Source organism: Pacificibacter sp. AS14, from assembly GCF_038899935.1.
In the GTDB taxonomy this organism is placed as follows: Bacteria; Pseudomonadota; Alphaproteobacteria; order Rhodobacterales; family Rhodobacteraceae; genus Celeribacter.
Map to the genome: position 1 here is coordinate 287407 of NZ_JBBMQI010000001.1, position 12679 is coordinate 300085.

A 12679-nucleotide genomic window follows, 5' to 3' on the forward strand; every position below is an offset into this window, starting at 1 on the left:
TTTGCGTGACCCACGTCCTCAGGTAGATTTCCCGAAATGCGCAGTTGGCGCGATGGATTTTTACGGGAGACGAACATGAAAACACGTGCAGCTGTCGCATTTGAGGCTGGCCAACCGCTTGTGGTTGTTGAGGTTGATCTTGAAGGCCCTAAATGGGGCGAAGTTCTGATTGAAATCAAGGCCACCGGAATTTGTCACACAGACGAATTTACCCGTTCTGGTGCGGACCCTGAGGGCATTTTTCCTGCCATTTTAGGTCACGAGGGCGCGGGCGTTGTTTTGGAATGCGGCCCTGGTGTCACATCGTTGAAGCCTGGCGATCACGTGATCCCGCTTTACACCCCCGAATGTCGTGAATGTGCCTCGTGCAAATCGCAAAAAACCAACCTGTGTACCTCTATTCGGGCGACGCAAGGCAAAGGTTTGATGCCCGACGGCACATCGCGTTTTTCTTACAAGGGCGAAACTATCTATCACTACATGGGCTGTTCTACCTTTGCGAACCACACCGTGATGCCTGAAATCGCTGTGGCAAAAATTTCCGAAAAGGCCGCATTTGACAAGGCCTGCTATATCGGCTGTGGCGTGACCACGGGTGTGGGAGCTGTAATGAATACGGCAAAGGTTGAATTCGGGTCCACCGCCGCTGTGTTTGGTCTAGGTGGAATCGGTTTGAACGTGATCCAAGGTCTGCGCCTTGCAGGCGCGGACATTATCATTGGTGTTGATCTTAATGATGATAAAGAAGAATGGGGCCGCAAGTTTGGCATGACCCACTTTATCAACCCCTCAAAGGGCGGAGATGTTGTCGAGCAAATCGTCAATCTAACCAAACGTGGTGATGACGTGATCGGTGGCGCGGATTACACATTCGATTGCACAGGCAACGTCAATGTGATGCGTCAAGCATTGGAAGCGTCTCACCGTGGGTGGGGCGAAAGCGTCATCATCGGTGTTGCGGGCGCGGGCCAAGAGATTGCCACGCGTCCCTTCCAATTGGTCACAGGTCGCACGTGGAAAGGCACTGCTTTTGGCGGTGCGCGCGGGCGGACAGATGTGCCTAAAATCGTTGATTGGTACTTGGATGGCAAAATCGAGATCGATTCAATGATCACCCACACCATGGGCTTGGACGACATCAACAAAGGCTTTGATTTGATGCACAAAGGCGAATCTATTCGCTCTGTCGTTATCTATTAAAACTTAAGTTTCGCGCGCAAGTTTTTGCTTGCGCGCTATTTTTTCATTTGGAGGTGCATTATGGAAACCGTTTCAACCAATCTTGCCTTTGGCGGGACGCAAGGCGTCTACGCACATCAATCTAGTGCCACTGGCACGCAGATGACCTTTTCGGTCTTTGTGCCGCCCCAAGCTGCTCATGAGAAATGTCCTGTCGTTTGGTATCTATCGGGTCTGACCTGTTCGCATGCAAATGTGATGGACAAAGGCGAATACCGTCGCAAAGCCGCCGAGCTCGGCCTGATCATCGTGTGCCCAGACACCTCGCCACGCGGCGATGATGTGCCCAATGATGAGAGTTGGCAAATGGGGCAAGGGGCAGGGTTCTACGTTGACGCAACCGAAGAACCATGGGTCACGCATTTCCAAATGTATTCCTATGTCACAACAGAATTGCCAGCCTTGATTGCTGGGAATTTCCCTGCGGATATGTCACGCCAAGGGATCACGGGTCATTCCATGGGCGGGCACGGGGCGCTGACAATTGCGCTGAAAAACCCTGATACGTTCAAATCCTGTTCCGCCTTTGCGCCGATCACCAATCCCTCTACGGCGGACTGGTCTAAGGGGGCGCTTAAAGCCTATCTTGGAACTGACGAGACCAAATGGGCGGCGCATGATGCTGTTTGCCTCATCGGATCCGGTGCGCGTTTTCCAGAGATTTTGGTCGACCAAGGGGCGGCGGATAATTTCTTTGATGGCTGCAACCCACAGGCCTTGCAAGATGCCTGCGCAGACACTGACATCGCGCTGACCTTGCGCTTGCAAGAGGGTTACGATCACTCTTATTTCTTTATCTCGACATTTATGGATGATCATTTGGCGTGGCATGCGGAACGCTTGTAGCCATGATGACGCGCTGATCGTAAAGACCTAGCTGCGCGCGACGATCCATATGTCACGCGCAGCTGGACTGGCGCAATGGCGCATTCCCCTCTATGTAGAGCTGAAGCAATTTTTCTGGGGGGGAACTCATGCGCAAAGTAACACTGCCTGAACGGCCAAATTGGCGTGACCAAGCGGCTGAATTGGGCTTTACCTTTGCAGATATGCATGGCGAACCCTATTGGGACGAAACAACTGCCTATCAATTCTCACTGCGTCAAATCGAGGATGACATCGAAGATCCCTCGACCGAACTGCACACAATGTGTCGCGATGCCGTGGCCGAGATCGTCAAAAGCGAAGAGTTGCTCGAAAAACTGGGCATTCCCACGGCATATTTCGATCTTGTCAAAGACAGTTGGGGGCGCGGCGATCCTGAACTTTATGGCCGCTTTGATCTGGCCTATGGTGGCACTGGGCCTGCTAAGTTATTGGAATATAATGCGGATACACCGACCTCTTTGTTCGAATCCGCCTCATACCAATGGACGTGGCTGGAAGATCAGATCAAGCTGGGTGTCCTTGGCAATGACGACGATCAATTCAACGGAATCCATGAGGCTCTGGTGGCCCGTTTCAAAGCACTGTTTGAAAACGCGATGGATCTGCATTTCACCGCGATGAGCGGCAATCCCGAAGACTACGGCACTGTCGAAATGCTGGGCTGGGCTGCGCGTGAAGCGGGGCTTGGCGCGCATTACTTTGATTTGGAAAAGCTGGCCTTGAGCAAAGAGGGACAGTTTTTGGACGACGAGTCCCGCGTCATCGGCGCGCTGTTCAAACTCTACCCATGGGAAGACATGCTGCGCGATGATTATGCCCAGCATATCGAAGGTGCCAATTGCTTGATGATTGAACCAGCGTGGAAATCTGTTGTGTCCAACAAAGGGCTGTTGCCTGTGTTGTGGAGCATGTTTGAAGGTCATAAAAACTTATTGCCGGCGTTCTTCGAGGCGGATGTTTTTACTGGTCTAGATGGCACAGGTTCTGTGAACCCCAGCGTTGCAGAGGCATTTGAACGCGCATCAGACACCTTGCGTGCAGGTCATGTCCGCAAACCGATCTTTTCGCGCGAAGGTGCGTCAGTGTCGATCATCGAGGATGGGGCCACAACCGATACGGCGCCTAACGATGATTACAGCGCTTTCCCGCATATCGTGCAGGCCTATCACGCCTTGCCAGAATTCGACGGGTTTCGTCCCGTTATCGGGTCTTGGATCGTCGGCACGCAATGTGCTGGCATGAGTGTGCGCGAAGATCGCTCGCGCATCACCCAAGATCTGTCCCGTTTTAAACCCCATTTCATTCGCGATTGATCTCAAAGGATATCCCTATGTCAAAACGTTCCAAAACCGTCGCTTTGAGCATTCTTGGTGCTGCCTCTTTCGCTTTGGCTGGTTGTCAAGACGAACAAATCGATGCGCAGGCCTATCCTGATGTCGCAACTTGTAAAGCTGAAGTCGGTGAGGGCGGGTTGGCCTCAACCGAGGCCTGCGACGTGGCATTTGCCGAGGCCCAAGCGCTGCACGTTGAAGCCGCACCACGCTATGATAGCATCGAGGTTTGCGAAAGTCAGCACGGCGAAGGGGCTTGTGGTTCAGAACAAGCTCAGGTTGGCAATGGCGGCTCAAGCGGTATTTTCATGCCACTTTTGACGGGCTACTTAATCGGCAATATGCTGAGCAATCGCGCCGGCATGGCGGGATCGCAACCTTTGTACCGCAAGGCAGGCGGTGGCTACACCAACGCCTCTGGCAATGCGAGCTATTCTGGAAACAAGGGCAAGGGCACCCTGAGCAGCTCTCAATTTAGCAAGCCCGCAGCAACCGCAGGCAAAGCCCCAATGACCAAGTCGAGCATTGCATCGCGTGGTGGATTTGGCAAAACTGCGGGAACGCGCAGCTATGGTGGCTAAGAGCTGCAGTTCGCAATTGATGGCAATTAACCAATGAAAAATCCGCCCTAAGCTCAGGGCGGATTTTTTATTAAAAACAATTATTTAATGCCTATATATCATGTATTATGTTAGAAGGTGCACAAGCGAGCTGAAAGCGCGTTTATATATAAGCTGCAATTCCGCGCCAGCCTGCTAGAATAGCGGCTAAGGCCATAACGCCAATCGCGATATTGCGATATTGCGTGCTGTTCAGACGCTTAAACGCGGCGGTACCAAGCCAAGTGCCGAGTGCCATTGATGGGATCGACATGGCCGTAATAATGAGTATCGACTGCGTCAATGCGCCTTTCAAATACAAGCCAGGCATTGCCAAGAGGACGACCACAAAGAAGAACAACAACAAAGATGCATGTGTTTGTTTGGGTGGAAGGCTTGTGCCCAAGAAATACGCCACTGCAGGTGGTCCAGGCATGGCCGCCAACCCCGTAAAGGCACCTGCGACGACACCGGCTACGACGGCCAATGGACCGTTGGGCGCAGATGTGCTGGGTTTGTAGCGCAGCAAGATAATAAGGCCTGCCAGAACAACAACAGCGATCATAATGCGCGCGGCATCTGGGCTCAACGCCGTCAGGCCCAGCACGCCGACAGGGATTCCCACGATGGCGCCAATGCACAAACGCAAAAACGAAGGTCTGTGAATCTCTGAATACAGAGTAAAGCTATCGCGCACGCCGACGACGATTTGCAGCAAAATTGATAGGGTCACAGCCTCCAGCGGCGACAAAACCACAGACACGATTGGCACGGCGGCAAGCGCAAAGCCAAAGCCGGCCATGCCGCGCAAAAAGGCGGAAAACAGGACCGCGACGAGAACAAGGATGGTGGTGCTGAGGATCATAAGTAGGGCTTTCTCGAATCAAGATGTCTAGGTGTTACTTTGGCCGTAGACAGCAATGGTAAACGACGATTGGTCCACGCCTTGGGTTTTTATGGGGCCACAGATGGGCCATGCTCCGCCAAACGGGTCGCGACTTCGCCAAGAACACGCATGCCCGGCACGATGGCTTCGGTTTCGATTAGCGATAAACCAAGCCGCAAGAAACGCCCTGCGTCTTCGGGGCGCACAAAGGGATCGCCGCTTTCAAACAAAACTCCGGCTTTCATCGCTTCACGCATGAGGTCTCGACCATCTATTCCACTTGGACATTCCAACCAAACACTTGCTCCACCTTGGCAGGGCTCCGGTATTTTGAATCCGGGCATCAGCGTATCGATGTGCTCCATGACGCGATACCACCGTTCGGCATGGACTTTGCGCAGTTTGCGCACCAGCGCGAGATAGTGCCCCTCGGCTAAAAAAATCGCTGCAGCGCGTTGGTTGTTTAACGGCACCGAGCGGTGCATCAAGCGGCGCAGCCATCGCGCTTCTTGCACGACCTCCGCTGGGGCCACCATAAAACCAAGTCGCACGCCGGGGGCTAAGACCTTTGACAGGGTGCCAAGATACAAAACGCGCCCGTCTTTATCGCGCGCTTTCAGGGCGGTGTCGCGCGCAAAGGAAACCTCGCCTTCATAATCGTCTTCGACAATCAAAAAGTCTTCTTGGGCTGCCAGCTTTAAAATTTGATCGCGGCGCGCATCCGTCATCAAAGTCATGGTTGGGCATTGTGCGCCGGGGGTGAGCAGGGCCACGTCCAATCCCAATCCAGGGGCGATCCGCGCGCCCTGTTCGTCGATCGGCAAAGGAACTGACTGTCCGCCGTAAAGCTCATAAATAAAACGTGAATCAGGATATCCAGGGCTTTCACAGCCGACACGAGCGCCAGGTCCAGACAACATTCGCGCCAGCAAGTAGAAACCTTCTTGAGCGCCCAGTGTAATCAAAATTTCTTCAGGGCGCGCATAGACGCCGCGATCAGGCAAAATCCTTGTGCGAATTTGCTCAATCAGCATTGGATCATCATCAACGGCACGATCTGCGGCCCACCAGTCAATCGAGGCGCGCCCCAAGGTGTCTCGAGAGGCCGCGCGCCACGCGTTCACCGGAAATAGGCGCGGATCGACCTGACCATAAATAAATGGATAAGAGTAGTCTTTCCAATTCAGTGGCTTGCGGATGTGATTGAACCGCGAGGGATGTATGCGCATCCGTGCATTCCAATCCAAAGATGATGGCTTTGCGGCATTCTCGTCTTGCTCGGCGCCACGGGCCGACACAAAACATCCCCGTCGCGCTTGGCTTTCCAAATACCCTCGGGCAATCAGTTCATCATAGACAGCTGTTGCTGTGTTGCGTGCGATACCCAATTGCTCTGCCAAGGCGCGCGAGGATGGAATTTTCTGCCCGACGACCATCTGCCCATCGTGAATCGCATCGATGAAAGCGCGACGGAGCTGGCGTTGCAAAGGCTCCGCACTGTTGCGATCAATGGAGAAGGGTAAGTTTTGCATCTTTAGCTTTCTTCTTGTTCAGGGCTGTGTATGGCATTCTGGCTCCTGTTTATTTTATAATTAAGGGGCCAGATTAAACCATGCAATGCGAAAATCAGGAGATATGCTCAAGATATGTTATGAAATTTCGTATGTATGCCTGAAAAATTAGCGCTAATTGGAGGGCTTTTCAATCTGGCTCCGTGGGAGTTTTGTAACTGGCTCTATCGATTGTGGTGGTTTCAGCGATGATCTGCAAAAATAGTCTCTTAACGCTTAGGTAAATCCGTCTCATGGAAATGACTCAAATCAACGACATTCGCGCTATTGTAGAATCTGACCGTACGCATGTTTGGCATCATCTGTTTCAACACGCTGCATTTGACCAAAAAGATCCGCGTATTTTCGTTGAAGGTCGTGGAATGAAGTTGTGGGACCAAAACGGTCGCGAATTTCTTGACGGTGTGTCGGGCGGACTTTGGACTGTTAATGTTGGCTATGGCCGTGAAAGCATGGCCAATGCGGTCCGCGACCAACTTATGAAAATGAACTTTTTCGGCGGCAATATGGGCACGGTCCCTGCGGCACAATTTGCCGAGAAGATTACATCAAAAACGCCTGGCTTGGATCGCGTGTTCTTTTTGAACTCTGGGTCCGAGGCCAATGAAAAAGCGTTCAAAATGGTACGCCAAATTGCCCATCAACACCACGGTGGTAAAAAATGGAAAATCTTGTACCGCGAGCGCGATTACCACGGCAGCACCATGGGCGCGATGGCGGCGACAGGTCAAGGTCAACGGACTGACAGCTACGGTCCATTTCCTGATGGTTTCATTCCTGTGCCGCATTGTCTTGAGTATCGTGCGCAATGGGATGTTGAGAACTACGGCGTACGTGCTGCTGATGCGATCGAAGAAGTCATCTTGCGCGAAGGTCCCGACACCATCGGTGCGATCTGCCTTGAACCAATGACAGCAGGCGGTGGCGTGATCACACCGCCCGCGGGTTACTGGGAGCGCTTGCAAGAAATCTGCACAAAATACGACATTTTGATCCACATGGACGAAGTCGTCTGTGGCATGGGCCGTACAGGCGAGTGGTTCGGTTACCAAAACTATGGCATCAAACCTGACATCATCACGACCGCAAAGGGTGTGGCGTCCGGCTATGCCGCGATCTCGTGTTTGATCACAACAGAAGATGTGTTCCAAAAGTTCCGCACCAATCCTGAAAATCCAATGAGCATGTTCCGTGATATCTCAACCTTTGGCGGCTGTACGGCAGGACCGGCGGCGGCGATGGAAAACATGCGTATCATCGAAGACGAAAATCTCTTGGGGAATTCCAAGAAAATGGGCGCTTATTTAATGGATAAGCTGCATGAGATCAAAGATCGTCACGCGATTGTTGGCGATGTGCGTGGCCAAGGTCTGTTTTGTGGACTGGAATTGGTCGCGGATCGCGATACACGCGAACCTCTGGCAGAAGCTTTGGTGGATAAAGTTGTTGCAGGTTGTGACGCAGAAAGCGTGTTGATCGGCAAAACAGCCCGCGCGATCGAAGGCTTTAACAACACACTTTGTCTGGCCCCATCGCTGATCGTAGGAGAGAGCGAAATCAACCAAATTACAGAAACACTAGACCGTGCTTTGGGTGCGACCCAAACCTCGGCTTAAGTCAAGAATCGTGGTTCCAAAACGGGGGGGGCGCCATCCCCAAATGACCTGTCAATTTGGGTTAACCCTTTTTTGATTTCAAAACCACCATATCGTACCGGAAGGCGTAATGGTGAAGGGTGCGTAAAAAATAGGCTTTCGAAATTGAAACGCGGATGTGGCCTAGTATCCTTAAGAAGTCAAAGAAAACCACTACCAGAATCGGATAAACCGATCACAATCTAAGGCATAGGAATGTGCCAAAAATCAACATGGAGTTATCAATGATCTTTTCTAAAACACTTAAATCCCTTGCGGGTTCAACTGCACTGGCCCTGACAGCACTTGGCGTTGCGACACCTGCATTTGCTGTCGAAGAACTGACTGTTGGGTACTTTCTAGAGTGGCCAATGCCTTTCCTTGCTGCCAAAGCAGATGGCAAATACGCCGAAGCCCTCGGCGTGCCAGTGAACTGGGTCAGCTTTGACACAGGCACAGCGATGTCTGCTGCTATGGCATCTGGCGATGTTCAAATTTCAGTCAGCCAAGGTGTACCGCCCTTCGTGATTGCGACGTCTTCAGGTCAAGCGTTGCAGATTTTAGATGTTGCTGTGAGCTACTCTGAAAATGACAATTGTGTTGTTGCAACTGCCTTAGAGATCGACAAAGACAGTGCCGATGAATTGGCGGGTAAAAAAGTTGCTGTTCCGCTTGGCACGGGTGCTCACTACGGTTTTTTGAAACAAATGGAACACTTTGGCATCGATTTGGCATCTCTGGACATTATCGATATGGCACCAGCAGACGGGGCTGCGGCTTTGTCTCAAGGCGCAGTTGATTTTGTCTGTGGTTGGGGCGGCGGTTTGGCGCGCATGAAAGAGCACGGCAACGTATTGCTTACAGGTCCAGAGAAAGAAGACCTTGGCATCTTGGTTTTTGACGTAACAACTGCGCCTTCTGATTTTGTTGTTGAAAATGAAGATGTTGTTTCAAAATTCTTGGCTGTGACAGCTGAAGCCAACGCAACTTGGATGGCAGATCACCCTGCAGACATGCTTTCTAAAATCGCATCTGAAGCGGGCATGGATGAAGACGCAACTTCGACATCCCTTTCCACATTCGACTTCCCGTCTGTTGAAGAGCAACTGTCAGAAAAATGGCTTGGTGGCGCGGCTCAAGAGTACATGAAAGGCGTCGCAGACGTTTTCGTTGAAGCTGGCTCCATCCCATCAGCCCTTGAGAGCTACGACGATACTGTATCTACTGGTCCGCTCGCCGCGATCAAGTAATGGCATACTCAATGCGCAGGGCACAATCGCCCTGCGCATTTTTTGATGTGTTCCGAAAAAGTGTATGAAAAAGGAGAACCTCGTGGGTGCTCTACAAATTAATGACATTTCCATGCGTTTCGAGTTGCCGGATGGCTCTCATGTGCAAGCTTTGCAAAACGTTTCCTTGAACTTAGAAAAAGGTGAGCTTCTTTCTGTTTTAGGCCCGTCGGGTTGCGGAAAGTCAACACTTTTGAATATCTTAGCCGGTTTTCTTGCTGCGACTGACGGCGTGGTTACTCTGGGCGGCAAGACCGTCACGGGCCCAAGCGCTGAACGCGGAATGGTGTTTCAACAAGGCGCACTGTTCGAATGGATGAGCGTTCGCGAAAACGTTGAGTTCGGTCCGCGGATGAAGAAAATGCCTGAAACGGAACGCAACACAATCGTGGAAAACCTGCTTGATACAGTGGGCTTGCGCGACTTCAAAGACAAAGCTGTTTATGAGCTTTCAGGCGGGATGCAGCAGCGCGTCGCGCTGGCACGGTGTTTGGCCAACGATCCTGATGTGATTTTGATGGACGAACCGCTTGGCGCACTTGACGCTTTGACCCGTGAAAAAATGCAAGGTTTGGTTTTAGACCTTTGGAAGAAGACTGGCAAAACCATCATCTTGATCACCCACTCTGTTGATGAGGCGCTTTTGTTGGGCGAACGCCTATTGGTGATGGCACCACGTCCAGGTCGCATCTTTAAAGAATACCGTCTTCCGTTTGCAGAGCGAGCCGTTGGGGCCGATCTGCGCGTGGTCAAAGATGACCCTGCGTTTGGCGAGACCAAAAAGGAAATTCTCGAAATGATTTGGGAAATGGAAGAAGAAATTATGGGCGGGGGAGATCACTAGATATGTCTGGTATTATCGTACTCGCAATTTATGCTGGCTTGTTTTCTGGTGCATTTTTCTTAGCCAAGGTGATCCGTGCGGCTTTGGGAAAAGCCACTGATTACACGTCTTTGAAAACCGTGACCTTTGGTGACGAAAGTGCTGTCACTGCGGACCGCGTGGCATCCATTATTTCGGTCATTGCTGTGTTCTTGGTTTGGGGTGCTTTTACAGGGTCCAAATTGGTTCCGATCCATATGCCTGGTCCCTTTATGGGCAACACCAGTTTCACCTACACATCGACCGGTCCAAGTGGCGACACGGCGGACGCTATTGTTGATGTTTTGGTTCACAAAGCTGGTGAAGATGTTAGCGCGCCTGAAGTTGGTGCCTCAACAGACTTTGCACAAAACGATTCTGCCACCGTGGCGGCATGGCGTTCAGTCCTTATCCGTGCGCAAGCCAATGATGGGGATGATGCATCGATCACTGCCATCGAAGGCAAAGCGATCACCCCGGGTAAAACAGTCAAAGTGCCGAACGGTGAAGTCACGATGACAGGCAAAGGGTCGTTGAACTTTTCACCAAACCCTGGCTGGCAGATGGAGCCTATTTGGCTTCCAGCACCAGAAGCTGTTGCCGCGCGTTTCTTTGAAATTGCAACCGATGGCTACCAAAACGTGTCTTTGTTTTCACATATTGGTTGGTCTTTGTGGCGTGTTATTGCTGGCTTTGTGCTTGGCTCGCTTGTGGGTATTCCGCTGGGCTATGCCATGGGCCTGTCCGGTTGGGCCCGCGGTTGGTTTGATCCGATCGTCGAGTTCATGCGTCCGGTTCCGCCGCTTGCCTTAATCCCGCTTGTGATCATTTGGTTCGGCATCGGGGAGCAGGGTAAGATTGTTCTGCTGTTCCTTGCTGCTCTTTGGGTGATGATCATCGCCGCCCGTGCTGGTGTGTCTGGGGTCAATATCACCAAAGTGCAGGCCGCCTATTCTTTGGGGGCCAGCAAATGGCAAATCCTACGCCATGTTGTGGTGCCAAACTCGCTGCCAGAAATCTTTACCGGTGCGCGGGTTGCCATGGGTGTTTGCTGGGGCACTGTTGTTGCCGCTGAACTGGTCGCCGCGGAAAAAGGGATCGGTAAAATGATCGTCACCGCGTCCAAGTTCCAATCGACAGACATCGTATTGATGGGGATTATTGTGATTGGCCTGATCGGTTTTGGCATCGATATCTTGATGCGCAAAGCTGAAAACTGGTTGGTCCCATGGAAAGGCCGCAGCTAAGCTTTTCAAGATCATACTCAAAACAAAAAAAACCACCGTTTGCCTTGCGCAAACGGTGGTTTTTTAAATTTTAGGTGTTCCGTTCAGTGTCACATCGTCGTGCCCTCATCAGATGACCGTTTCGCTGAACACATCGAGCGATTGCGAGATATTGGAAGCCGTTTTGGTAAACTCGGGGAACAATTCATTTTGAAGAAAATCACGCAACTGCTTGGCCAAAACTTCTGGCAAGGCGCCAAGTTCGTTTATGCGATTGACCAGATAGATTTGGCGCGAAATATTGGCAAAGGGTAGGGGGTGGATATCCACCAGCCCGCGAAACCGACTGGCATCTAAAATGCTCAAAGGCGTTGCCAGAGTCCAACCACCGGTGCGTGCGACGGTGGCGATCACTGACCGGCTTGTTTCGAACGAAAAGCGCCGCGGCGCATCAAACCCCAAGCGTTTGAGATGGGTTGCAACCAATTGACCCATAGGCATAGCTTCGGAATATTGCACCCATGGCAAGGCACGCAATGCGCTGCGCCAATCGTTTGTGGGTTGATACACGCCACGCGCCGTCACCAAGACAAATTGCTCGCGACACAGCTGTTGGACTTGAAACTTGATTGTGTTTGTTGGGATGGTGGCCGTGACAGCAATGTCAGCTTCACGCGCCTCTAAGCGGGCAGTCACGTGATCTGATCTTCCTGAAAACGTATTGATAAAGCTGCGGGGAAGCTGCGTCTGCAGCGAAGTGGCCATCAAGGGCGTCAAAGACGCATCAAGATCGTCAATGATCGCACAGTTCAGAACCGGTAGGCTTGCGACGGTAAATTCCCCTAGTGAGGCTTCGGCCGCCAAAAGCATCGCGACCACGCGGTGGGCGTGCAAGCTAAGCACTTGGCCAGCAGGCGTAAGTGAAATGGGCTTTTGCTTGCGGTCAAACAAAAGTGTGCCGAGGTTCTGTTCCATCGTCGTGATTTGCTGCGATACGTTTGATTTGCTCAAGCCTAGATTTTTCGCGGCTTCAGCAACCGATTTTGTGTTTTCCAAAGCAATGAAAACCCGTAACCCCCGTAAAGTCAGGCGGTCTGGAAAGTCATTGAGTATGGAGGATGTGCTTAAGGTATCTGTCATGTCTTATCGTAACC

11 protein-coding genes are annotated in these 12679 nt (G+C 51.8%); 8 read left to right on the forward strand and 3 right to left on the reverse strand.

The window, feature by feature from the left end:
• Positions 1 to 75: 75 nt before the first annotated feature.
• The 4 genes from WNY38_RS01445 to WNY38_RS01460 all read left to right on the forward strand — a co-directional run bounded on the left by WNY38_RS01445 (position 76) and on the right by WNY38_RS01460 (position 4039).
• Positions 76 to 1200, forward strand: a complete 1125-nt coding sequence (locus WNY38_RS01445; protein ID WP_342855532.1) for an S-(hydroxymethyl)glutathione dehydrogenase/class III alcohol dehydrogenase — start codon at positions 76 to 78, stop codon at positions 1198 to 1200.
• 60 nt (positions 1201 to 1260) lie between these two features.
• On the forward strand, positions 1261 to 2085 hold the full coding sequence (gene fghA, locus WNY38_RS01450) for an S-formylglutathione hydrolase (protein WP_342855533.1): 825 nt from the start codon (positions 1261 to 1263) through the stop codon (positions 2083 to 2085).
• Positions 2086 to 2213: 128 nt separating this feature from the next.
• The gene (locus WNY38_RS01455) at positions 2214 to 3440 is read left to right on the forward strand and encodes a glutathionylspermidine synthase family protein (protein WP_342855534.1); all 1227 of its coding nucleotides are present in this window, start codon (positions 2214 to 2216) and stop codon (positions 3438 to 3440) included.
• 17 nt (positions 3441 to 3457) lie between these two features.
• Positions 3458 to 4039 carry a DUF1190 domain-containing protein gene (locus WNY38_RS01460; protein WP_342855535.1) on the forward strand — a complete coding sequence of 194 codons (582 nt, stop codon included), beginning with the start codon at positions 3458 to 3460 and terminating at the stop codon, positions 4037 to 4039.
• A gap of 142 nt (positions 4040 to 4181) precedes the next feature.
• Here the strand turns inward: WNY38_RS01460 and WNY38_RS01465 are convergent, their stop codons facing one another.
• Both WNY38_RS01465 and WNY38_RS01470 read right to left on the reverse strand, forming a co-directional pair.
• Positions 4182 to 4922 carry a sulfite exporter TauE/SafE family protein gene (locus tag WNY38_RS01465; protein WP_342855536.1) on the reverse strand — a complete coding sequence of 247 codons (741 nt, stop codon included), beginning with the start codon at positions 4920 to 4922 and terminating at the stop codon, positions 4182 to 4184.
• An 89-nt stretch (positions 4923 to 5011) separates the two neighbouring features.
• A complete protein-coding gene (locus WNY38_RS01470; protein ID WP_342855537.1) occupies positions 5012 to 6475 on the reverse strand; it encodes a PLP-dependent aminotransferase family protein in 1464 nt (487 codons plus the stop codon).
• 272 nt (positions 6476 to 6747) lie between these two features.
• On the opposite strand from WNY38_RS01470, the gene WNY38_RS01475 reads away from it, so the two are divergent.
• From WNY38_RS01475 to WNY38_RS01490, 4 genes are all read left to right on the forward strand, one after another.
• A complete protein-coding gene (locus WNY38_RS01475) occupies positions 6748 to 8130 on the forward strand; it encodes an aminotransferase class III-fold pyridoxal phosphate-dependent enzyme (RefSeq protein WP_342855538.1) in 1383 nt (460 codons plus the stop codon).
• Between the two features lie 263 nt (positions 8131 to 8393).
• Positions 8394 to 9398: an ABC transporter substrate-binding protein gene (locus WNY38_RS01480; RefSeq protein WP_342855539.1), complete on the forward strand. Its 1005-nt coding sequence runs from the start codon at positions 8394 to 8396 to the stop codon at positions 9396 to 9398.
• An 82-nt stretch (positions 9399 to 9480) separates the two neighbouring features.
• Entirely contained in the window at positions 9481 to 10281 is an 801-nt protein-coding gene (locus WNY38_RS01485; protein WP_342855540.1) for an ABC transporter ATP-binding protein, read from the forward strand.
• An 11-nt stretch (positions 10282 to 10292) separates the two neighbouring features.
• The gene (locus tag WNY38_RS01490; RefSeq protein ID WP_342855808.1) at positions 10293 to 11546 is read left to right on the forward strand and encodes an ABC transporter permease; all 1254 of its coding nucleotides are present in this window, start codon (positions 10293 to 10295) and stop codon (positions 11544 to 11546) included.
• A gap of 108 nt (positions 11547 to 11654) precedes the next feature.
• Here WNY38_RS01490 and WNY38_RS01495 read toward each other — a convergent pair whose 3' ends face one another.
• Positions 11655 to 12665, reverse strand: a complete 1011-nt coding sequence (locus WNY38_RS01495; protein ID WP_342855541.1) for a LysR family transcriptional regulator — start codon at positions 12663 to 12665, stop codon at positions 11655 to 11657.
• Positions 12666 to 12679: the final 14 nt, after the last annotated feature.